The sequence below is a fragment of the Pseudomonas sp. NFACC16-2 genome (assembly GCF_900119205.1).
Lineage (GTDB): Bacteria > Pseudomonadota > Gammaproteobacteria > Pseudomonadales > Pseudomonadaceae > Aquipseudomonas > Aquipseudomonas fluorescens_Q.
In genome coordinates this window covers 42,304-66,260 of the sequence record NZ_FPIX01000001.1, presented here as the reverse complement: position 1 = coordinate 66,260, position 23,957 = coordinate 42,304, and the positions used below count along the sequence as shown (strand labels likewise).

Sequence of the window (23,957 nt, the reverse complement as noted above, 5' to 3'; positions counted from 1 at the left end):
AGATTCGCTGCATTACGTGGATGAGTTAGGGCTCAGGCGACACCATCCGATCAACGATTCCGTAGATGGCCTTCTCCAATGCCTGATCCTCCAGCATGGTTTCAGCGACTTTTTTTGAAATGCTGCCGAATTCGGGATGTTCCAGAATGCTTTCGCCAAACTCCCAGCGCAGGATTTCCTGCACGGTGATGACTGGGGCCGCCTCGTGGAAATCTTCAGTATTTCTTTTGAGGTCTCGAAGACGACTTTGCAAATGTACGCGCAGCACTTCGAGATCTTTTTCGCCCTTTTTGGCCTTGGCAGCGCTGGTGTTGTTTGTTGCGCTCGATGTTACTCGTTCCTTAGGCTTGGCCAGCGCAGCCAGGACCTGGGAGAGGCGAGTCGAATCGATCTTGCTCATCAGGGCGTCTCGAAGGCGTTGCGGTAGGCACCAAGAAATACCGCAGGTTCGGTAGGATCAGGAGTTATGTGGGCGGCGGTGTCTGAAAGACTGGCCAGCACTCGTTCCATATCTGCCTTTAATGCCGGATTAGGGCAATCTGTCAGACCCTGAGTCAGCCGGGTGATAGCGTTCGACGTACGTTCGTCGAGCAGTTCCAGATAGGCCCCGGAGAATTCCCTGAGGCTCATATCCTGCGATGTGTTCAGCAGTGAGTTGAAGGCGTTTCGGGCTTCGTCCAGCTTCGATAATTGCAGGCTGAGCAAACCCAATTGGAAGCGCGCAATATCCATCTCGGGATCTAGTTCAAGTGCCTCGATCATTTCCGCATGTGCACGCTCCAGCAGGCCGAGCTCGGCATGTTCGGCGGCGCGAAAGTAATGGACCGCTGCATTCTTCGGTTCTATTTCAAGTGCTGCGTTCAGGTAGTTAAGGGCGGCGTGGTGGTCACCGTTCTGGCTGGCATTGATGGCCAAGTGTAGATATTCCGATGCGTCCAGCATGTGGGGCTCCGCGTGCGATGGCTTAGTGTTGGTCCGGATGACGGTCGGGGATCTTGTTCTGGTGTGTTTGCAGCCAGTTCTCCATCAGGACCCTGCCAGTGTCGCTGCTATCGGGTCTCGTACGGTCAAGAACCTGATCGATCACTTGAGCTGCCTTTTCCGGGTGTCCGGCTTGCTGGAGGAGAAGGGCTTCAGCGTATCGAGCCGACAGACCGTCAGGTTTGAGTTTGAGTGCACGGCGAATACCTTTTTGGGCACGCTCTGTCATTCCCTCCAGGATGTCGACGATTGCCAATCCACCATGGGTTTCACCAAAGTTACGGTCCAGTGCGTAAGAGCAGTCGAGCGCCCGGCGGGCCTGAATGCTGTCCCCTCGCAAAATGTAGATCCAGGCCAAAAGATGCCAGGTACCGATGTGGTCCGGCATGAACTTGACCGCCGTCTTGAGATGCTCTTCAGCCGCGTCGAATTCCAGTTCGTTGAATTCCAGTCGCGCCAGCCCGGACCACGCCCGGCCGCATTCAGGATGCACAGCGATTGTATGAAGCCAGGCGTTGCGTGATGCAGTGATGTTGTGTTGGTGGAAGTGGACCGAGGCGCAGGCGATCAGCGCATCGAGTTGATCAGGGTTCTGCGCCAGTGTCTCGTGGGCAGTGATCAATGCTGGAGAGTAGTTGTCGTTCTCGTATTGCAGTAGAGCGAGTAGCCCGCGAATCTCGATGTTTGCCGGATCTTGCAACAATGCGCGCGCAACCAGTGCCTCGGCCTCTTCAGTCTCCTCCAGTTGATGCAGGGCGCGTGCATGCATCACCAATAGCGAAGTAGGGCTTTGCGCCTCATGGCTCAGGCGCGAAAGCAATGTATGGGCAGTTGCGTAGTCGCCGCTGTAAAAGTGCCCTTGGGCGGTGTTGAAGATAACCGCTGGATGCTTGATTCCACCTTCGATTGCCTTATCCCCGAAAGCGCCCGCTTCTGCATATTGGCCGGCCTGCAAGGACACATGGGCAGCCAGTGCACAGATGTTGGGTTCTTCGATCGCCTGGGTCTTCATGTGGTCGATCAATTGTTGGCCATGAATGACGTCGCCAAGATCGATGGCCAATGCCAACGCGTCGGCCAACAGCGCCAGGTTGGTCGGATCATGCCCCAGGAAAGTGAGCAGGCGCGCCAGGCGATTCTGTTCAGCGGACGAGTTATCAATGGTCATGAATGGATTCTTTTTCGGCGATCGGAAGAAGGGGAAGGCGGTTCTCCCGGGCGATTATTGCCTTGATGGCTGCGGCCTGTCATGCGTTAAACAGGCAATTTCAACGCCTCATAAAATATTTTCCATTTCCCCTAAACTTTTTTCGAAAGCCGAGCATAAGCACTGACAGTAGCGCTGCTTGGCCGTTGGGCGGGCAGCTATGTTTCGGCCGCGTGGGCGGCTCAGCTTCGTCGGGGAGTTAAGGGAATCATGGTCGCCATCGTCGCCGGTAATGGATTAGGGCTGTTCAATGCTTCGGTGAATTCGTTGGGAGGCAGCGGTGTCGGCGGCCAAGGCAACCTGGGGCAGGCCGGGGGGCAGGCGTTGGTCAATGTCAGCAACGGCAACCTGGTGCTGCGCTTTACCGACGAGCAATTGTCTGGCCTGGGCCAGGATCTGCTGCACACCCGCACCTACAACACCCAGGGCGGCTTGAGCGATGGCGATGCCGATGGTTGGCGCTGGGACGGCGAACGCAGCCTGTTGTTGACCGGCACCGTGAACACTTCTGGCAGCCAGGTGACCCGTACCATGGGCGACGGTCATCAGACGGTCTACCAATGGAACGGCAGCCGCTATCAATCGACCGAGGGCGATGGCGCCCATGACACCGTTACCTGGGATGCCGGTGCCGGTCAGATGGTCTGGACGGATGGCTCTCGGCGGACCGTCGAACGTTACGACGACAATGGCAGGCTGCTGTCGGTCACCGACGCCAACGGCACGCAGATCAGCTACGGCTACGATGCCAATGGACGCTTGAATTCGGTCCAGGACAGCTCCGGCCAGGAACTGGTGCTGAGCTACAACGCGTCCGGCAAGCTGGAGCGCGTCGACACGCGCAATGCTGCGGGCGGTGCGTTGACCCAGCAAGTGTATTACGGCTATGACGCTCAAGGCCGACTGATCAATGTCAGTACCGATCTGAGCCCGGAAGACAACAGCATTGCCGATGGCAAGGTCTACCGTACCGACTATACCTACGACGGGGCCAGCTTCCGTATCGCCAGTGTCGTGCAAAGTGACGGCACCTCGGCCAGCTTCACTTATCAGTTGCGCGATGGCGAATACCGGGTCAAGACGGTTTCCGACGGTTCGGGGACCACCACCTTCAGCTACGACATCGCCAGTAACCGTACAGATGTGCTCAATGGCTCAGGCCAGCAGTGGAGCTACTTCTACGATACCAACGACCGCTTGATAGAAGTGCAGACCCCGGCGGTGGATGGGCAGCGCCTTTCCACGCGCTATGCTTATGATTCGGACGGCAATGTCATCAAGGTCACGGATGGGCGCGGCAACGCCGTCACCTACCAGTACGATGCGAACGGTAATGTCCTGTTGGAGCGCGATGCGACGGGTGCCACGGTAGCTCGCAGCTATAGTGCCGATAATCAGTTGCTCAATGAAATTCGCTACACCGCGACAGCGACCCTGAACGCTGCCACCGGGAGCTGGACAGAGCCGCCGGCCAGTACCGCCCAGGTCACCCGATTGGCCTACGACAGTAATAATCGGGTGCGTTTCATGGTCGATGGGCGTGGCCAGGTCACGGAGTATCGCTATAACGCCCAGGGGTTGAGAACCCAGGAAATCGCCTACGGTGATGCCTTGTTTGTGCTGACCGGGCTCACACCGCAGGATGTGTTGACCGAGTCGCAATTGGTGACTTGGGTCGGTTCGCGAGACCGAACCCGTTCGACCCTCACCGAGCTGAGTTATGACTACCGCGGCAATTTGAGCCGTCGGGTCGCTTACGGCTCGGTCAATGCTGCCGGTACAGGTATCCAGGAGAGCAGCACCAGCGTAACCGAGTACGTGTATAGCCAGCATGGTCAGCTTCTGCAGACGTTCGTAGTCCGTGCGGCAGACCGTAGCCGGAAGATTACCCTCAGCTCGGTTGTCTACGATGGCTTGGGGCGTGTGATCAGCCAGACCGACTCGGCTGGCACACGGACAACCGCTTATAACGGTACTGGCCGTACGGTGGCGGTGACCAATAGCGCCGGCATGACCATTACCCAAACCTACAACGACCGAGGCCAACTGCTTGGTCTGACACAGACGGCAGCCGGCCTGGCATCGCGCTCCACCTCGTATGTCTATGATGATGCTGGCCGGCAGGTCATGGTCCAGGATGCGACGGGCGTGCGCAGCTATACGTTTTACGACGAGGCCGGGCGGGTCAGTGCCCTGGTGGATGGCCTCGGTGCGGTGACCGAATACAGTTATAACGCCGCCGGGCAGCGTACCCAGGAAAAACGCTACGCAACCCTGGTCGACACCTCGGCCTGGTACGACGGCACCGCGGTGCTCAAGAAACAGGTTGATGAAGTTCGGCCGGTGAGCGCTTCTGCGGATCGGACTACCGTTTTGTCTTATGACAATGCCGGTCGACTGAGCGCCAGTACGGATGCCAGTGGTACGCTGACCACCTTCACTTATGACGGGCAAGGCCGGCTGATCAAGCAGCAGACCGGTGATCGCGCAACGCGATTTTTCTATGACGCCAGCGGGCATCAAATTGGTCAGTTGGATGCTGAAGGCTATCTGCGTGAAGACCGTCATGACGCCGCAGGTCGGCTGACACAGAGCATTCGTTATGCGAACGCGACTGTGCTTGCGAATCGGGCCACCGGCACCCTCGTTGGTTTGCGCCCACCTTCGGCGGGTGATCTGACGAGTTGGTATTTCTACGACACGGCCGGTCGGCAGATCGGCAGTGTCGATGAGAAGCAGTTCGTCACTGAAACGGTATACGACGAAGCGGGCAATACGCAGAAAACCATTCGTTATGCCACGGCCTATACTGCTGCGATTTCCGCTACGACAACCTTCGCTACCATCAAGAGCGGCGTGGCTGCGGGGGCGGCACAAACCGCGACCACCACCTTCGACGATCAGGGCCGCGTGGCCCTGCGTGTCGCCACCGATGGCACGGCCACGGCGTATGAGTACGATTCGGTCGGGCGCCTGGTGCGTGAAACCCAAGCCCAGGGCACCACTGAAGAGCGCAGTACCCGTACCCGTTACGATGCTTTTGGGCAAACCATTGGCAAGCTGCTCGGTGAAGCGTCGGGGCGCGTAACGACCGGTATGAGTGCCACCGAAGTGGCTGCGATCTATGCGCAGTACGGTTTGACCTATCAATATGACGTGGCCGGACGGGTGGCCAGCGCCACTGACGCGCTGGGTAACCGGACGTTGTCTTACTACGACGCGGCAGGGCGCCTGACTCACGTCGTCAACGCGATGGGCGAGGTCAGCGAAACGGTTTATAGCGCCTTTGGCGACGTTCGCGAGCGGACTGATTTCACGGGGCGGTTGGCCACGGCAGACACCGCCGCCTTGTCGGGCGGTGTGTTGAATGCGCAACTGAAGACCCTGGTACAAGCGATCCGCAATGCGACCAATGACAATCGGCGTGTGTATGGCTATGACAACCGTGGCCTGCTGACGTCTTCGACCGATGCCATGGGGTACGTGACCGGTTACGGGTATAACGCCTTCGGCAACCAGACATCCGTCACCCGCACAATCGCTACGGGGAACACGATTGTCAGCAGCATCACCTACAACAAGCGTGGCGAGCAGATAAGCCGCATCGACGATGTCGGCGGTTTGGCGCGCGGCAGTGCCACTGTTTATGACGCCTTTGGCCGGGTGATCAGCCAGGTTGATGGTCGGGGACTGACCAGCACCACGACCTATGCAAGCAATGGTCGAGTCATTGTTTCCCGGAACGCACTCAACCAGGGACAAATCAGCGAATACGACGCCTTCGGTCGAGTACTCAAGCAAACGGATGCACTGGGCAAGGTCACCACCTACGCCTACAACGACAGCACGCGCAGCCTGACGGTGACCACGCCCGACGGCGTCAGTGTGGTGACCGTCAAGAACCGTCACGGCCAGACCCTGACGGTCACCAATGGCACCGGTGCGGTGACCCGCTATAGCTACAACAAGGAAGGGCAGCTCGTCACCAGCCAGGATGCCCTGAACCGCACCACCACCAACGCTTATGACGAGGCCGGGCGGCTGCTCACCGTGACCGATGCCCTCGGCCGGATCAGTCGCTACGGCTACGACGCCGCCAACCGCGTGCTGACCCGTACCGATGCCAACAACAGCGTGACCCGCTACAGCTTTGACGGCCAGGGTCGCCAGGTGCGGGTCGTTGATGCGGAAGGGAAAACCGAGCAACGTATCACCGACTACGCCTACGACCGTAAAGGTCAGTTGCTAAGGGTGACCCAGGATCCCAACGGCCTGAAGCTCACCACCAGCTACAGTTATGACGGTGTCGGCCAGCAAGTGCAGGTGATGCGTGGCACGGTGGCCAGTCCCAGCCAGCAGGTCACCCTGTATGCATTTGACAAGCTGGGCCGGCGTACCAGTGAGCGCCAAGACCCGAGCGGGCTGAACCTGACCACTCGATACAGTTACAACGAGAACGATCAGGTCACGCGCAAGATCGATGCGGCGGGCAACAGCACTTGGTATGTCTATGATGCTGCCGGTCGTGTGAGTGCCACTGTCGATGCCCTGGGGTATGTCAGCGAGAACAAGTACGACGCCAATGGCCGGGTGGTCGAGACGGTACGTCATGCCAAGCCGATTCAGGTGCCGACGGTGGGCAGTAGCGATGGCCAGACGCTTTCCCTGAGCGGCAACTCTCGCTTGTTGACCGCGTTGGATAAAATCGCCATCGATCCGGCCAAGACCTACACCGTGCGTGTCAAGCTGCGTCAGCTAACAGGTGAGGGGAGCGTCTATGCCGGCGTGGTGACTTACGACAGTGCGGGCAACAAACTCGCCAACACATCCGGAGGAACCTTTTCCTATAACGCAGCTTCGGCAGTGAAGCTGACGCCGGAGATGGGTTGGCAGACCTTCGAAGGCACCATCAGCGGCACCAGCCCGAACAGCGGGGGGGCCAACCGCAACAAGTTCATCGAAGGCAGTGCAAGCGCCGTACCTCTGCTGTTGTACAACTACGGCGTCGACAGCAGCGGTGATCCCACTCGCTTGATTGAAGTGGATTCACTGGAACTGATCGATACGGCGACGGGCCAGGTACTCAACGCCAATGCCAAGGCTGACGCCGGCCAAGTGAACTGGTCCGTGGCCGGCCCCGTGGGTATACACGAGGGCAGCGATGCCCTCAGCGCCGAAAATCTTCAAGCGCTGCTGCGCCCTGACAGCGATGACCGGCACACCCAATTCGTCTACGACGCCGTAGGCCGTCAACGCTACGTGATCGACGCCCAGGGCGCGGTTACCGAGAACAAGTACGATGCCAACGGGCGACTTGCCCAGACCGTCCAATACGCCACCCGCATTCAACGTCCCACGTATGGCAGCAGTGACGGCTCGACGCTCTCTTTGAGTGGCAACTCAGGTATTTTTACCGCGCTCGAAAAGATCGCCATCGACCCGGCCAAGACCTATACCGTACGCGTCAAGCTGCGTCAGGTAACGGGGGAGGGTCTCGTCTATGCCGGTGTGGTGACTTACGACAGTGCGGGCAACAAACTCGCCAACACATCCGGAGGAACCTTTTCCTATAACGCAGCTTCGGCAGTGAAGCTGACACCGGAGATGGGGTGGCAGACCTTCGAAGGCACCATCAGCGGCACCAGTCCGAACAGTGGAGGGGTCAACCGCAACAAATTCATCGAAGGCAGTGCCAGCGCAGTGCCTCTATTGTTGTACAACTATGGCGTTGACAGCAGCGGTGACCCCAGCCGCCTGATTGAAGTCGATTCGCTGGAACTGATCGATACGGCGACCGGCCAAGTACTGAACGTCAATGCCAATATCGATGCCGGCCAGGCGAATTGGTCCGTCGCCGGCGTCAACGGTGTGCATAGCGCGAGCGATGCCCTGAGCGTCGAACAGCTGCAAAAGCTGCTGCGCCCCGAGAGTGCCGGCGACCGCACCACCACCTACACCTACGACGCCGCCGGTCAACAAAAAACCGTGACCGACGCCGCTGGCAAGGTCGAGTCCTACACCTACGATGCGGTGGGCAACCGCAAGACCCTGACGAATAAAAACGGTCACGTCTGGACCTACAATTACGACGTGCTCAACCGTCTGGTGGAAGAAATCACACCAGCGGTCGCGGTGGCCAGTATCACCGAGGCCGGCGTGGTGTCGGCTATGAACCGTTACCTCGTGACCCGCAATACCTATGACGCCCTCGGCAATGTCACCAGCCGTACCGAAGGCCGCCTGCGGGCCAGCGTTGCCGCCGATCCGTCACTGGACGAACTGACCGAGGCGCGCACCACCGGCTATGCCTACGACGCCATCGGCCGGCAAATTCGCATCACCAGCCCAGGCTGGTACAACAAGCTCAGCGGTCGCTATCAACAGGCCTCGGATGGCACCGCCAATACCTTCCAGGTCAGCACCGAAGTCACCTACGATAGCCTCGGCAATGCGGTGCGCAACCGCGTGCGAGTCAACAACAGTGGGGTGGCGGCCACCGATTTCGTCGACAGCTATAAGGTCTACGACGTACTGGGACGGGTCAGTTATGATATCGACGGGCTCAAGGGCGTAACCGCTTATTCGTATGACGGCCTGGGCCAGACCATTCGTACCGTTCGCTACGCCAATGCCTTGACCCAAGCCGTGCCGGCCAGGGGTTATTACCTCTCGACCGATATCACCGCCACCACCCTGGTTCCCGACGCCACTCAGGACCGCACGCTGATCACCAGCTATGACGCCCTAGGGCGCAAGACCGCGGTGCAGAAAAATATCGTCAGCCTGTTCACCTTCACCGGTAACGTGGCGACCTCAACCCTGACCAACCTGGCACCCACTACGCTTTACAGCTACGACGCCTTCGGGCAACTGGTGCGCGAGACCCAGGTAGCGCGCAACGCCAGCGGCGCTACGGTGCAGACCGGCGCCAGCTCCGTGTACTACTACGACATGGGTGGCCAGCGCATCGGCAGTGTGGATGCCCTTGGTTATTACACCCGCATGGAGTACGACGCCCTCGGTCAATTGACCCGGCAGACCGATTACGCCACCAAGCTCGCCAGTTGGAACGAGAATGCATTGCCGGCGGTCCCGACGGCCAGCATTAACGACCGCCGTGTTCGCTTCAGCTACGACGCCATGGGGCGTCTGAGCCAGACCACGGTGGAAGGTGCGCGTTTCTGGCAGCAGAGCATCAACGCCACCACGGGAGCGGTCAGCGCCACGTTGGTGACCGCCGACCTGTCGCTCAGCCGTAGCACTTACGATGGCGTAGGTAACGTCAAGACGGTCACTGACGCCCAAGGCAACGTCGTCAGCACGGACTACAACGCCCTCGGCCAAGTGATCAAAGTCACCGAGCCCGCCAGGGCTACCGCCAAGAACGGCGCCGTCGATCCTTTTGCCAGTGCCGAAGTCATTGCATCACCGACCACTACGCTCCTGCTCAACGCTTTTGGGCAGCAGATCCGCGAGGTCCGAGCGGTTGGCACCGACAGCGCTGGCAACGTTCAGGCCGGTCTGGGCCAGATTACCCGCACCCGTTACGACGCTGTAGGGCATGAGATCCAGGAGCTTGATGCGGCGGGTTCGGCGCAGAACTATAAGGTTGATGTGGCTGGTCGGCGCATTGAAGAAACCCGACAAATCAATGTCACGATGAGCGCTTGGATTACAGTGTTCGGCGTGCCGATGGCGATGAATCACACCACACGCCGTACCTTCGAATACGATGCGCTCGGCCAGCAGATAGCCACTGAGGATTGGTACACCGTGGGTTGGGACACCAAAGTGTCCGCGCGCGAAAGCGCCCTCTATAACCGCTTCGGTGAAGTCGTCCGCAAGCAGGTCAATGGCGGCACTGTAGAAATTTTTAACTATGACCAGGTCGGTCGGCTCGGATCCTACGGCAACGCGACCAATATCACCGCGTTCCAGTACGACCTTTCCGAAAAAGTCAGCAAAAGCACGGTGGTGGGTGACTGGAGCATCAGTACCGACGACCGCATCAACTACATGCGCAACGACTTGCTTGGCCGCACGTTCGAGCAACACCTGCCAGCGTTCGAGGCCAACCTCGGCGCCGACACCCTGAACAGCGCTACCCTGACGCTGAGTACCCCGATCATTCGACAGACCCTCGATCGCTGGGGTAACGTGCTCAATCGTACCGATGCGCGGGGCTACGTCACCAGCTACACCTATAACCACGCGAATCAGGTGCTCACCGAGACCCTGCCGGTCACTGACATCTTGCGTGAGAACGGTACTGGCTACCGGGCCAGCCTGATCCACGAAAAACGCTACGACATCCTCGGCAAACTGATCCAGGAAGCCGATCTGGTCGGGCCCTACACTGGCGTGACCACCAATACCCTGCTGCGCATCCGCCAACACGTCTACAACCAGGTCGGTCAACTGACCCGCGATGTTGATGCGCTCGGTAATTCACGGCAATACCGCTATGACATCCATGGCAACCGCGTCGCCACCCAGGATGCCTTGGGTACGGTGTTGGTCGACGGTTACGATGCTATGGATCGGCAGATCAACCACGGCATCATTCGTGGCGGTGCCAAGGTTACTCTACTGACCAACAAGTACGACCAGGCCGGGCGTCTGTATGCCGAAATCAGCGGCACAGCGGAGACAGCGGAAACCCTGAAGAACGTCGAAGACGGTCGCCAAGGGGCATCTTATATGTCCGGGGTGGCGGGAAATACCCGATACACGGTTTATAACGAGCGCGGAAATATCACCCATAGCTATAACGAGTCGGGGGTGATGTTCAGTTATGAATACGATGCGCTCAATCGCAAGACCCTTGAACAGGACGAGATGGGAAATACCAAGACTTGGACCTACTCGGCTGGGGACGTTTCTCGGTTGGTTGGGCATAAGGACTGGGGCGGACATACCTATACCTACACCTACAATGCTTTTGGTGAGGTGGCAAAAGAGCAGGTCGCCGGAGGCCCTGACAAAATCTACCAATATTTTGCCAATGGCCTGACCAAGTTGGTGACCGAAGGTCCCGCAGATAATTGGGCGGCTACTGGATCGGAATATGATCTGGCCGGGAATAAAGTACGTGAATTCAACTCCGCCAGCTTCAAGCTGATCTCGAGTACCTTCAATACGCACTATGAAACGCTCTACAAATATGATGCATTGGGAAGGTTGGTAGGGGTAAGAATGCCTGCCGGTATTGACCTTGCGAGCCCTGTAATCGCCCGTATTGATTATAACTACGACGAGTTGAGCAATCGGCGTCGTGTCGTGCTGGATACCACCAATCAAGCCGGCGTACGCACGGTGATTGACAATTGGTTTAAATATGATCTGGAAGGGCGGGTACTGGTCGAGGACGGCTTCCGGAGCAGCGGCGGACAAGTAGCCGCCGGTGTCGTTGGCGGCAAAGCCAAGGGTAAGGTCTATACCTACGATGCTGTGGGTAAACGGACATCTGCCGAAGAGTATGTAAAGACTATCGATTTCTTTGGTTATCCCAGTCATGAATATGTGCTGAATAACTACACCTATAATGACCTTGGTTCGCTGCTCACAACCACCAAGCGCGCTTCGATCCGAAATCTATCGACTAACCCCGATACCTCCTATGGGGCGCTGCTCGGCGAGGCCAGTCAGATCTTCAGTGCCCAATATGACGGGCGCAATAACCGCATCTTTCAAGAGGATGTCAACGGCAGTGAGCGCACCCGTACCACCTACACCTATCGTGGAGATGGGCAGCTCAATAATCAGTTGGTGACTCGCTGGAACGGTAGCAGCTGGATTGCTTCTCAATACACGTTCTTCAACGAGGCACGAAAGATCGGTGCTGATGGCGTGGAGCGTGATTCCGTTGTGGGATATAACGCTGCGGGACGTTCTGTTCACTATCGCTATAGCGTATACGACAGGAACGGTAGTCGGACCATGTGGGGGGAGAATTTCACGACTCTTGCAGGGTTTGAGACATGGAAGGAAAGCGAGATCCAGGCAACTGTTAATAGAGGAACCAATGGCCAGACGATCATGTCCTACAGCGCCCGCGGCGAACTGCTTACGGCAAATGCGAGCGGGAAAGCGTATTTTTCTCGATATTTTACTGCGGATCGAAATGGTCAACTAACCACGCGCATGGACGGTTACGATTTCACAGCCCAGCGTTATGTCCTCCATAACGGCAACGTGCTAGCAAGTGTCGGCAATAACAGTGCACCGGAGATTTACGACACCATCGCATCTGTCTCTCCCGATGAAGTGCCGCGCACGCCTGGTAGCTACGTGATCGTGGAAGGCGATACCCTCCAGAGCATTGCCCAGAAAACCTGGGGCGACTCGAGCATGTGGTACCTCATCGCCGACGCTAATGGATTAAGCGTCGGTGATGCTTTAGATCGCGGCACAAGCTTGATTATCCCCAACGTTGCCGGTAGTAATGCTAACAACGCCGACACCTTCAAGGCCTATGATCAAAACGAAGTGACTGGCGATCTTACGCCGGTGCCGATCTACCAACCCCCAAAGCCGAAGAAAAAGAAGAGTAAAGGACTCGCCAGTGTCGTCATGGTGGTTGTGGCTGTGGTGGCGACGGTGTTTACGGCAGGCGCGGCGTTGGTGGCAGTGGGGGCTGCTGGAGGTGCGACTATTGCTGGGGCCGGGGTCGCTGCGCTCAGCGGTGCGGCAGGTTGGGCTGGTTTTGGAGCTGCGGTAGTGGGTGGCATGGCCGGTAGCGCTGCCGCCCAACTCGCTGGTAATGCCATGGGAGTGACCGACGGTTTTTCCTGGGGACAAGTCGCCATGGGAGGGCTCGCCGCAGGCGTTGGCGCTGGAGTTGGTAATGTGATCTCGGGCGGCCAGACTGTCCAGCAACTGGCGCAAACTGGCAGCTATGGAAAAATCGCCACTGCCGCAGTACTGAACTCTTTTGGCAACTATGGCGCGAGCAAAGTTGTCGGCTTGGACGCCAGCTTCAGCTGGCGGTCAATCGCCACGTCGGCGCTGGCTTCGGTAGCCACCGCTCGGATCAGTAAAGGGTTGGGCCTGACTACCGATAACTTCAAATCCAACTTCATGAACGGGGTCATTGGAGCCCAGGTCAGTTCCAGCGTGCAGGCCTTGATTGGTACGGAGGGCAAACTGGACTACGCGGACGTAGCGGCAGATGCCTTTGGTAATGCGATAGGAAACGGGTTGATTGAAGCGTCGTTGGGGGGCAATTTTTTTGGTCCTGAATCAGGCCAGAAGAGTCGTCGGCAACAGATAGTTGATAAGGCGTTCGAGCGACGGGAGCAGGCTAATTATGCTGAAAATCATAGCGATTTTCTCGCCGACAATCCTTCGGTCTTGCTTGACGACAATCCATTCCAGAGGATGCGGTCCGGAATTGGCCAGGGCTATATCGGAGCTTATTCTGACGTTGCTTTGGCGCCAGATGCTAGCAGCGCTGCGGCAAGTACGTCCGACTCTCCATTCGGCGTTACATCAACCGGCACCACGAAGTCCAGGGTGAACGAGATTGGCCTCACCGATGATCAGGTTCTGTCTGGACAGGAAGATCCGTCGGACTGGTTCGAGTCCACGATTGATTCAGCCAATAAGACGATTGGGGTGAATATTAATTTGAAGTACGACACCAGTACGTTAACGGAGACGCAGGCGACCAAGCTGATGTCTTTAACCCAGGATGGGGTATCTAGGTTCTGGAGCCGCACTATTGATCTGAATGGCGATACGTATGTTGTTAATGTTAACGTGAGCAAAAATGAAGAAGGCATGCCTATTAGCCTGAGAATCGAAAGTGGAAAAAAATATGCACGTTCGCTCAATACAAACGGCGCGATCTTTCCGTTCTCGATCCCTGGTGCCACCATCTATTATCAGCAAGGAGCCAGCGGCGGCAATCTGGATTGGGCTGACAAGGACTATCAAGTTGTTGCTGCACACGAAATCGGGCACCCTATCCTTACGCTGGCAGGTGGTCTGAGGTATTCGTGGGGTCACGAGGGGACTTCTGGTATTTTTGGCTATGAAAACGGCGGGCGGGCTCCTGTTCCAAAAACTGGTGAAATGAATTTGATGAAATACTACGAAGCCGATAGCGTTAGGATAAAATTTGACCGATCAATTGCGAGTGAGAGCGATGTCAAGAATCTTATTTATATCTCTAAGCGTCCTTAGAGTATTGGGTTTGCCGCTGGTGTTGTCTGGCTGTTTTCTGGCGCACAACTTGGAAGAGCAAGTTTTTTTATATGAGTTGCGCATTGTAAATAAACTTGCAGTGCCAATAGCTTACTGTGAAGACTTCGAAGCTGCGTCTTGTCCAAACGTGGTTCAGGGTGGAGGAAGTGAGCGAGAAATTTTCAGCTCGCATGTCGAAAATCGCAGTGATGAAGATAAGCTAAAGTCATTCAATCGTCAAAAGATCAAGATATGTGGGAAACTCGTTGAGCTCAAGCTAATCAGCTCAGTTTCACCGGTAGTCAAGCATGACAAAGATCATTTCGAGATCGTCATCGACACTGCGGTGACCGATAGGTTTTGCCAGTCGGACGTATCAGGATAACGGGGGACAAACCCTGAGGGATCCCCACAAATCTACTCCAATGCCTGTGCCTGTTGATGTGCCCCTGCTAGCAACGCGTGCTCAAGCCTCTCAAAGGTGCTTCGAGAATTTGAGCCGCGTCCGCAAAACGTGTCTGTCCGTGATGGACTGCGAGCATTGGGGCCTCACGTAGGAAACTTCTGAAAATTCCACCAAAAGCACTATTCTGGCCCTAAGCCTCTCGCCGGAGGTTTTCTGTCGCGTTACGCTCTGGATGTCGCTGCACATTCAGCGACCGGGCTTGGTAACCCGGTGGAATAAGGCGTAACAGTGCACGGACAGGATTGCAGGCTTTCAGGCCTGCGATTTTGTTTTATGGCAGCTGTGTGTGGGACGTCTTCTGACGTGCCGGTTTCCTTGATTCCCCGGTTTACCAACCTGCGCACAGCTGCCACCCATTCGCTTGGTAACGGATGCGGCAGCTCTTCGAATCAAGGGAGTTGAACAATGCATATCGATAGATCAAGAAAACGGCCTCATCTGCTCCGCAACTCTGTATCGCGGTCCCGCTGCATCTCAGTCAGTGGAGATAGCAAATGACCGAACAAGCAGAAGCAAAAACTATCGGCTACACCCCATTCCATTATTGCTCCGACCGTCCGCTGTTCCGCGTTAACGGCGGTGTTCCGTTAACTGAAGCGTTGCAACAAGCGTCAGATCTCTTGCATCTCGCTTACAGGCTTGCAGAGGACGCCACTTTCGAAAGGAAAACGGACCGCCATGCCTGGGCCGCTCATTATTTAATGGAGATGAGCAAAGCAGTGATTGATGATGTAGTGAAAGTCATGACGGTTAGACCTGAGGGATCAAAACACTCCAATAGCTAACGGACACGTCGAGACAGCAAGCATTAGATTCGCCGGAACGGGGAAAAGCGGGGTAGACCACGATTATGGGGCGGACCGATTACAGAAGCTCTAAGCGTGGTCTTTCCTCGGTTCCTTTCCCGGATTTCTCTCGTTATTCAAGCCTACTCCCGCCACCATTCGTCCCCGCCACGTAACATCCTGTTGCATCCCATGACACTATATCGCTACCATGGCGATCTGCCATTCAGGCTATGGCGCGCCCAGAGTGCACCTTGGATCAAGTTCAGTTGGGGTTATGGATGACGCAGGATTTCATGCTCTACGCGCTCAAAGAAGCGCTTCTAACCTCCGCAATGGTGGCTGCTCCGTTACTCCTGGCCATTCTGATCGTCGGCCTTGCGGTCAGCATTCTGCAAGTCGCGACCCAGATCCAGGAAATGACCCTGACCTTCATCCCAAAACTGATCGTGACAGTTGTCATGTTGCTGGTCTTTGGAGGCTGGATGCTGACGGTCCTCAAACAATTCGCACTCAGTGCATTAACTCAGGCCGCTAGCTTCTAGCAGCGTTTTTGGTGTGAGTTTGTGCTGACATACTTCTTCCTCAATGCGCTTCTCGTGTCGGTCAGGTTGATTCCGCTCGTGGTGGTTTCGCCGATCCTATGTTTTTCGCGCATTCCGTTGACTGTCAGGTTGATCTTGGCACTGGCGCTGTCCGCCGTGTTGGTCGGCAGCATGACGCTCACCCAGGCCCCTGTATTCACGCTGCCCGTGGTGTTGGGCGAGTTGCTGCTGGGTGTGTTGATGGCCTTCGGTTTTCATGCCGCTCATGCCGGTGTCGATATGGCGGGTAAGTTGATCGACACTCAAATCGGTTTGAATGCGGCCGGGGTGTTTGATCCGGGCACTTCTAACATGACCGGCCTGATGGCCGAGCTGTTGGTCTGGTCGTTGGGTGCGCTGTTTGTCGTGCTCAATCTGCATCACGATTTGCTCAGGGTGTTCGCTCAGTTGCTGGTGGCGGTTCCGCCCGGCAGTGTGTCGCTGAGCACGCTGTCCGTGTCTTTGGCGACGGTCATGACGCAGCAGTTTTTGCTGGCGTTCATGATTGTCGTGCCGGTGATTCTCGGGCTGTGGCTGATCGATGTGGCGTTTGCGTTCTTGTCCCGTTCCATGCCCCAGGCCAATGTCTATTTCCTGTCCTTGCCCCTCAAGTTGGGCGTGGGCATGTTCATTTTTATCCTGACCTTGCCGATGATCGTTCAGCGTCTGCCGCTGCTGATTGAAAACGCCTTGCGGTTTGCCCTGTCACCGGCGGGTGTGCAATGAGCGATCAGCAGGACAAGAGCGAAGAGGCAACACCCTACAAACTCGAAGAGGCACGCAAGAAAGGGCAGGTACCCCGCAGCCCGGACCTGTTGTCCTTCATCATGTTGTTGACATTCCTGATGGTTTTTTCGGCCATTGCCTATCCGTTGGCGAGTGTCATTGCTGCCCACACTCACTGGTGGTTGGGCAACGCCGGGCAATTGGGACAAGGCTTTGGTTACCTGGGCGAGCAGGGCGGCTATAGCCTGCGACAGGTGGTGTACGGGTTATTGCCGTTGATTGGTGCGTTGGTGCTGATGGCGGTCCTGACGAATCTGCTGTTCAGCGGCCCGGTGTTTTCAATGACCGCGTTGAAGCCTGATTTCAAGCGGCTCCATCCGATCCAGGGCCTCAAGAAACTCTTTTCGCGACGCATGTTCGTTGAGCTGATCAAGGTGCTGGTCAAGGGCGCGTTGTTCTCGTTGGTCTTGTATTACCTGTTCCAAAGCGTGCTGCCGCAGTTGTTGGGCATGGCGACGATCTCGCCCCTGGAGTTGCCGCAGGCCGGCAAACAATTGCTGATGCAGTTGGGGTTTACGGTATTGGCGGTGATGGCGGCCGCGGCGCTGTTTGATATCTGGTATTCGCGGCGTGAGTTCGGGCGGCAGATGCGTATGAGTCGCCGGGAAACGAAGGACGAACATCGCCGCCGCGAAGGTGACCCTGAAGTACGTGCCAAGCGCAAAGGTATCCAGCAGGCGCTGTTGAAGAAGGCCGCTGCGCTGGGGCAGGTCAAGGATGCCGACGTCATCATTACCAACCCGACTCATTACGCGGTGGCTTTGCAATACCGACCGTCCAGCATGCTCGCGCCCAAGGTGCTCGCCATGGGACGCGGCCTGCATGCCCGACGTATCTGCCATGTTGCCAGGAAACACCAGGTACCGATTTTGCGTCGTCCGCCCTTGGCGCGGGCGCTGCATGCCTTGGCACGGGTCGATTCGGCGATTCCGGATTCGACGCAGGCCGACGTGGCGCGGATTTATCGCTGGGTCATCGCACTGCCAGGCAATAAGGTGCTTTCGCCATGAAGCCACTCTTGTCACGCCTGCTTTCCGAGGGCAGCGATCTGCTGCTGGCTGTGGCGGTTATCGGCATTTTGCTGGTGTTGTTCACGCCGATCCCTACCTGGCTGTTGGATTTGCTGCTGCTGACCAACTTTGCTGTTGCGTTGATGGTGTTGCTGGTGACCTTCGACATTGATAAGCCGTTGAGCTTTTCGACCTTTCCGTCGCTCTTGCTGATGACCACGTTGTTTCGCCTGGCCCTGAATATCTCCGCGACGCGGCTGATCCTCACCGATGGTGATGCGGGGCTGGTCATCGCGGCCGTGGGCACCCACGTGGTGGGTGGCAACTATGTCATTGGTTTCGTGATTTTCCTGATCCTGGTGGTGGTGCAGTACGTGGTCGTCACCAGCGGCGCCCAACGGGTGGCCGAGGTCGCCGCTCGTTTTACCCTGGACTCGTTGCCGGGTAAGCAGATGAGCATCGATGCGGACCTGAACATGGGCATCATCGACCAGGAAGAAGCCAAGCGCCGACGCAGCCAGTTGGAGCGTGAGTCGAACTTCTACGGGGCCATGGACGGCGCGTCCAAGTTCGTCAAGGGCGATGCGATTGCCGGCATTGTGATCATTGCGATCAACATCATCGGCGGCCTCTCGGTCGGCATCCTGCAAAAAGGCCAGAGCTGGGGCGATGCGCTGCATCACTACACGTTGCTGACGGTGGGCGACGGTATTGTGACGCAGATTCCTTCGCTGATTATTGCCGTGGCGGCGGGCATCATCATCACCCGCGCCGCGACGGATGCGCGCCTGGGCCCTGAATTGGGGCGACAGGTCTCGGCTTATCCCAAGACCCTGGTGGTGGTGGCGCTGGTCACCCTGTTCCTGGCGATGATGCCAGGATTGCCCTTGATTCCGCTGATGATGCTGTTTTGCGCGTTTGCCGCGGCGGCGTGGTTTTCCTACCGCAAGTTGCGGGACAAGGCCAGCGTTGGTGAGGACTCCCAGAAGGACGTGCTGACAGGGCAAGACAGCGAGTCCGATGATGTCTACGCATTGATGAACACCGATGCGTTTGAACTGCGGTTGAGCGCTGACCTCGCGACTCACGTCCTGGCAGCCACCAGTACCTTGAGCCTGCGTATCGAAAACCTGCGCAAGCAGTTCGCCAAGGATTATGGCTTTGCCTTGCCATCGCTCAACGTGCATGCCGATAAGAAATTGGCCAGTGGCACTTACCAGGTTTGTGTACAGGGCGCGGTGATTGCGGCAGGCGAGTTGGAGTTCGATAAGTTACTGGCGATCAACCCCGGTGGCGCAACGCTGGTGCTCGAAGGGCGTGCCACCAAAGAGCCTACCTACGGGCTCAAGGCGCTCTGGATCGAGGTGGCGCAACGGGCCCAGGCGCGCACGGCGGGGTACACCCTGGTCGAGCCCGACACCGTGCTGTTGACCCATTTGTCCGAGCTGGCCCGCCGCTATGCGCCGGAGTTTCTGACCCGTGCCGAGACCGAGCGGTTGATCGAGAAGAAGCGCGTCGGCTTGGGCAGCCTGGTGGACGAACTGGTGCCCCAAGTCCTCAGTTACTCGGATATCCAGCGGGTGCTGCAACTGTTGCTGCGCGAGCAGGTGTCTATCCGCAACCTTGAGACCATTCTCGAAGTGCTGGTGGATGCGGGGCGTAGCAACAAGAGCGCCGAAGACCTCGTCGAACGGGTGCGCGAGCGCCTGGGCGCGGCATTGTATGAGCGGTTGGTCGACAAGAACGGCGAGCTCAACGTGTTGACGATCGCACCGCAATTGGAAGGCTACATGCTGGCGGCCTCGCGTCCTCGCGAAGGCTTGCAATCGGCGTTGTTGCCGGCCCAGGAACTGGAGCGATTTGTCACCACCGTCGCCCGGGAAGCCGAACGCCAGCTCAGTGGCAACAAGCAACCGGTGCTGTTGTGTGCGGCGCCATTGCGACGGGTCTTGCGGGCCTTCATGGCGCGAGCCGTGCCGCACATGGCGGTGCTCTCGGTCAATGAAGTGGGGCAGCACGCCCGCGTGACCTCGGCAGGCATGATTGACCTGCCCGGTTTCCCCAGCCTGGAGTCCCCATGAGCGATTTGATCATGCAACTGGCTGGGGTCATCCAGCGCGATGTCGATCACCTGAAAGCCGTGTCGCAGAACGTCGCCAATGCCAATACCGTTGGCTACAAGGCCGAGCGCACCTTCAATGTCATGGCGTCGAACGTGGCCGGGCCGGGCGTTGCAGGTGGGCTAGACGACATTCAGGCGCAGACCTGGATCAGCACCGACGGCGGTGCGTTGCAACACACCGGGCGGGCCACCGACCTGGCGCTGTCAGGGGATGCCTGGTTTGCGATAAAGACGCCGGGCGGTGTGTTGTTGAGTCGTGACGGGCGTTTCCAGGTCGACAAGGCCGGTTATCTGGTCAGCAAGGCGGGTTATCCGGTATTGGCCGATGACGGTCCGCTGCAAGTGGCGGATGGGGTGCTCAAGATCGACGCGAGCGGGGAAGTCAGTGTCGCTGATCGACCGGTAGGGCGCCTGAGTATTGTGCGCGTCGACAATCCGCAGCAGCTATTGGCCGTTGGGGATGGGTTATACGCGGCCAGTACCGGGATCACACCCGCCAAGAGCTTCGTGGTGCATCAGGGGCTATTGGAGCGCTCGAACGCCGCCATGGGCGCCGACATGGTGAAGATGATGGAAGTGTCGCGGCATGTCGAAACCATGCAGCGAGCGCTGTCGGCCTACGACGGCATGCTCAACAGCGGTATCAACCAAATTGGCAAGAACTGATCAAGGGATGTGCTTGTGATTGACTCATTAAGTATTGCCAGCTCCGGGCTGACCGCGAACCAGGCATGGATCGACAGTATTTCGAACAATGTGGCGAACATGCAGACCATTGGCTACAAGCGCAGCCAGGTGGACTTTCACGACATGGTTCGCGAGGTTGGGACACGCGATGATGGCGGTGGCATGACCGAGAGCTTGCTGACTGGCGCAGGTATCCAGGCTTCGCAGCCGAGTCAGGTCTTCAGCCCGGGCACTGTCCGCGAAAGTGGCAACGCGCTGGACTTGGCCATCCAGGGCGATGGGTTCTTTGAAGTCGCGTTGCCGACGGGCGAGCTGGCCTACACCCGCGCGGGACGTTTCCATCTCGACAGCGAAGGGCAACTGGCAATGCCGGACGGGCAGACGCTGACGGCCGACCTGCGCGTACCACCGGACGCACGCAACTTGGTGATCAAGCAGAACGGGGAAGTCCAGGCGACTATTACCGAGACAGGAGAAATCATCAGCGTTGGACAGGTGCAATTGGCCAAGTTCGCCAGCGCCGAAGCGTTGACGAAGCTCAGCGACGGCCTCTATCGACCGACGCAGGCCAGTGGCGAAGCCATTTATGCCGAGCCGGGTCGAGACGGTCAGGGTGTGTTGTTGCAAGGCTACGTCGAGATGTCCAACGTTAACCTGATCGACGAGATGAGCGGGCTGGTGCTGGCCCAGCGCGCTTATCAGATGAACGCGCGATTGCTGCAAGCCAGCGATCAGATCCTGGAAACCATCAACAACCTGCGTCGTTGAACCTCATGAATATCCCTTGGTTGGCCGGATTCGGGCTGTGGCTCGCCAGTGCAAGCTACGCCCAGGCGATGTCCGATGCCGGTTGCGATTCGGCGGCAAATCAAGCCTTGAGCATGGCCACCCAACGTATCCAGGCGCAGTTGGCCACGCCTGAGGTTGAGCTGCAGCTCACGCCCATGGGCGAGCTGCCGGCCATGGCGCATCCACAGATCCGGCTGTTGAGCCAGGGCATCCGCAGCCGGGTGTCCGTTGCTTTGAGCGGCACGGTGTGCGGACATGAGCGGCCGAGCGTGGTGACGGTGTGGTTCAAGGTCCAAGCCTGGAAACAGGCGTGGGTCTATGGCCGCAACGGGCGAGCCGACCAGATGGTGGCCGATGCTCAGCCCCGGTTGGAGCGGGTGGACCTGGCAGCGGCGCAAATGTCGCCCGGTGATCTGCCCAATGACCTTGCAGGGCAATGGCTGACGCAATCGGTCAATGCCGGCATGCCGGTGCTCAAGCGTCATCTCAAGGCCGAGCCTTTGGTGTACCGCGACGCCCCGGTGACCGTGGTGGTCTATGGCCCGGGCCTGATGCTGCGCACCGAAGGCAAGGCACTGCGTCCGGGTGTGTTGGGAGAACGCGTACCGGTGATGTTGGACGGCGCCGAGTCGAGCCTGTTGGCGGTGGTTGCCGGTAAAGGAGAGGTTCATGTCGACCCGTAACGTTCGCAAGGCTGGGCTGGTGATGCTGTTGCTGCCGGGGATGGCTTGCGCGCAGAGCCTGATCAACCCCGATGGCTATCGCTCACTGACGGGAGACCGCCGTGGCTACCATTTGGGCGACACCCTGACGGTGCTGGTGGTGGAATCGACCACGGCGCAAAGTGCGGCCGGCACCGGGGCCGAGAGCAATACCGATATTTCCGCGCGCACCGGCCTGGACAGCAATACGCATCAAGCGAACCTGGGCTTGAGAGGCGATACCAACGGCACGGGCCAGACCAACCGCAGCGGACAGATTCGTACCAACGTTTCGGTACGGATCATTGAACAACTGCCCGAGGGTTTGTTGCGCGTCAGCGGCGAGCAACGGGTGACGGTCAACGATGAGAAACAACAAGTGCGTATCACCGGTCTCGTTCGACCCGATGACATCGCCTACAACAACACGGTGCTTTCCTATCGCCTGGCAGACGCACAAATCGACATCGTCGGTGACGGTGTGGTGACCGATGCGCAGAAGCAGAACATCGTTTTCCGGGTGCTCAAGTGGCTGCGAATCTTATGAAAATGATTGCTCGACTGCTCTCGGGCCTGCTGCTCGCCCTTTGGCTGCAGCCGACGCTGGCTGATGTCCGGATCAAGGAACTGACGCGCATTCAAGGCGTGCGGGACTATTCCATCATCGGTTATGGGCTGGTGGTGGGCCTGGCCGGCACCGGCGATACCGACCGTAATCGGGCCACTCGCCAGTCATTGGTCAATACCCTGAAGAACTTCAACGTGAATGTCGCTGATGGAGACCTCAATACCCGCAACACGGCGGCGGTGATGGTCACCGGCAACCTGCGTTCGTTCAGCGAGTCCGGGGACAAGCTGGACGTCGAGGTCTCCTCCCTGGGCGATGCACGCAGTCTGCTGGGGGGCACCTTGTTGATGACCCCCCTGTATGGCCCGGATGAAAAGCTCTATGCCCTGGCCCAAGGGCCGATGTCGGTGGGCGGATATGTCTTCGAGGCCAACGAAAATTCCGTGCAGAAGAACCATCCGACCGTCGGGCGTATACCCCGCGGCGCCAGTGTCGAACGTTCGGCCTTTTCGGAAAACGATGAGGTTTCGAAAAAATTGGTGCTGATTCTCAACGAGCCGGACTACACCACCGCGCAACGTATTGCCGATGCCTTGAGTCGCGAGTTGGGTGTGGCCGGTGTGCGTGTCGTGCATGCCGCTAAAGTGGAAGTGCCCGTGTCAGCGGGCATGACCGTGCCGCGGTTGATTTCGCGGGTACAGAACGTTTCAGTCGCACCGGATTATGCCGCCCGGGTGGTGGTCAACGAACGCACCGGCACAGTGGTCGCGGGCGCCAATGTCCGATTGGGCGAGGTGAGCATTTCCCAGGGTTCGCTGAGTGTCGTGATCAGCACCAAGTTCCAGGTGTCGCAGCCCTCGTGGGTCGCCCGCACCGGGCCGAGTGTCGGTACCGTGGTCGTGCCTGACACCGAGCTGACGGTGAATGAAGAAGAACACGGCCCGGTGAAATTGGCCGAAGGCGCGACGGTGGGAGATCTGGTGAAAGCCCTCAATCAGGTTCGATTGAGCACGCGAGAAGTCATCACCGTGTTGCAAGCCATCAAACAGGCGGGCGCTCTGCACGCTGAACTCATCGTTCAATAA

At 58.0% G+C, this 23,957-nt stretch carries 16 protein-coding genes; 12 read left to right on the top strand and 4 right to left on the bottom strand.

Going from position 1 to position 23,957, the window contains the following annotated elements:
- Window positions 1-25: 25 nt before the first annotated feature.
- From BT116_RS00285 to BT116_RS00275, 3 genes are read right to left on the bottom strand one after another with little or no spacing between them, the layout of a single operon-like run.
- The gene (locus BT116_RS00285; RefSeq protein ID WP_072339013.1) at window positions 26-400 is read right to left on the bottom strand and encodes a hypothetical protein; all 375 of its coding nucleotides are present in this window, start codon (window positions 398-400) and stop codon (window positions 26-28) included.
- Window positions 400-942 carry a tetratricopeptide repeat protein gene (locus BT116_RS00280; RefSeq protein WP_072339011.1) on the bottom strand — a complete coding sequence of 181 codons (543 nt, stop codon included), beginning with the start codon at window positions 940-942 and terminating at the stop codon, window positions 400-402. The genes BT116_RS00285 and BT116_RS00280 overlap by 1 nt, the downstream gene beginning before the upstream one ends.
- 22 nt (window positions 943-964) lie before the next feature.
- Window positions 965-2,149 (bottom strand): tetratricopeptide repeat protein, encoded by a 1,185-nt coding sequence (locus tag BT116_RS00275; RefSeq protein ID WP_072339009.1) that lies wholly within the window; start codon window positions 2,147-2,149, stop codon window positions 965-967.
- Window positions 2,150-2,398: 249 nt separating this feature from the next.
- On the opposite strand from BT116_RS00275, the gene BT116_RS00270 reads away from it, so the two are divergent.
- The 4 genes from BT116_RS00270 (at window position 2,399) to BT116_RS00255 (ending at window position 16,170) form a co-directional block, all read left to right on the top strand.
- Entirely contained in the window at window positions 2,399-14,374 is an 11,976-nt protein-coding gene (locus BT116_RS00270; protein WP_072339007.1) for a LysM peptidoglycan-binding domain-containing protein, read from the top strand.
- A 10-nt stretch (window positions 14,375-14,384) separates the two neighbouring features.
- The gene (locus BT116_RS00265; protein WP_072339005.1) at window positions 14,385-14,759 is read left to right on the top strand and encodes a hypothetical protein; all 375 of its coding nucleotides are present in this window, start codon (window positions 14,385-14,387) and stop codon (window positions 14,757-14,759) included.
- Window positions 14,760-15,334: 575 nt separating this feature from the next.
- Window positions 15,335-15,625: a DUF3077 domain-containing protein gene (locus tag BT116_RS00260; protein ID WP_072339003.1), complete on the top strand. Its 291-nt coding sequence runs from the start codon at window positions 15,335-15,337 to the stop codon at window positions 15,623-15,625.
- Between the two features lie 254 nt (window positions 15,626-15,879).
- Window positions 15,880-16,170 (top strand): flagellar biosynthetic protein FliQ, encoded by a 291-nt coding sequence (locus tag BT116_RS00255; protein WP_256572540.1) that lies wholly within the window; start codon window positions 15,880-15,882, stop codon window positions 16,168-16,170.
- Here the strand turns inward: BT116_RS00255 and BT116_RS31285 are convergent.
- Window positions 16,167-16,343 carry a hypothetical protein gene (locus tag BT116_RS31285; protein WP_256574475.1) on the bottom strand — a complete coding sequence of 59 codons (177 nt, stop codon included), beginning with the start codon at window positions 16,341-16,343 and terminating at the stop codon, window positions 16,167-16,169. The genes BT116_RS00255 and BT116_RS31285 overlap by 4 nt on opposite strands.
- On the opposite strand from BT116_RS31285, the gene BT116_RS00250 reads away from it, so the two are divergent.
- The 8 genes from BT116_RS00250 to BT116_RS00215 are packed head-to-tail and all read left to right on the top strand — an operon-like array spanning window position 16,264 to window position 23,957.
- Window positions 16,264-16,935, top strand: coding sequence for a flagellar biosynthetic protein FliR (locus BT116_RS00250; RefSeq protein ID WP_256574474.1), 672 nt, complete (start codon window positions 16,264-16,266; stop codon window positions 16,933-16,935). The two genes, BT116_RS31285 and BT116_RS00250, sit on opposite strands and share 80 nt — an antisense overlap.
- Window positions 16,932-18,005: an EscU/YscU/HrcU family type III secretion system export apparatus switch protein gene (locus tag BT116_RS00245; protein WP_072339000.1), complete on the top strand. Its 1,074-nt coding sequence runs from the start codon at window positions 16,932-16,934 to the stop codon at window positions 18,003-18,005. The genes BT116_RS00250 and BT116_RS00245 overlap by 4 nt, the downstream gene beginning before the upstream one ends.
- A complete protein-coding gene (locus BT116_RS00240) occupies window positions 18,002-20,086 on the top strand; it encodes a flagellar biosynthesis protein FlhA (RefSeq protein ID WP_072338998.1) in 2,085 nt (694 codons plus the stop codon). The genes BT116_RS00245 and BT116_RS00240 overlap by 4 nt, the downstream gene beginning before the upstream one ends.
- On the top strand, window positions 20,083-20,793 hold the full coding sequence (locus BT116_RS00235) for a flagellar hook-basal body protein (protein WP_072338996.1): 711 nt from the start codon (window positions 20,083-20,085) through the stop codon (window positions 20,791-20,793). The genes BT116_RS00240 and BT116_RS00235 overlap by 4 nt, the downstream gene beginning before the upstream one ends.
- A 15-nt stretch (window positions 20,794-20,808) precedes the next feature.
- Window positions 20,809-21,582 carry a flagellar hook-basal body protein gene (locus BT116_RS00230; protein WP_069970903.1) on the top strand — a complete coding sequence of 258 codons (774 nt, stop codon included), beginning with the start codon at window positions 20,809-20,811 and terminating at the stop codon, window positions 21,580-21,582.
- Between the two features lie 5 nt (window positions 21,583-21,587).
- Window positions 21,588-22,286: a flagellar basal body P-ring formation chaperone FlgA gene (gene flgA, locus BT116_RS00225; protein ID WP_072338994.1), complete on the top strand. Its 699-nt coding sequence runs from the start codon at window positions 21,588-21,590 to the stop codon at window positions 22,284-22,286.
- Window positions 22,273-22,851: a flagellar basal body L-ring protein FlgH gene (locus BT116_RS00220; RefSeq protein WP_083569069.1), complete on the top strand. Its 579-nt coding sequence runs from the start codon at window positions 22,273-22,275 to the stop codon at window positions 22,849-22,851. The genes flgA and BT116_RS00220 overlap by 14 nt, the downstream gene beginning before the upstream one ends.
- A complete protein-coding gene (locus BT116_RS00215; RefSeq protein ID WP_072338992.1) occupies window positions 22,848-23,957 on the top strand; it encodes a flagellar basal body P-ring protein FlgI in 1,110 nt (369 codons plus the stop codon). The genes BT116_RS00220 and BT116_RS00215 overlap by 4 nt, the downstream gene beginning before the upstream one ends.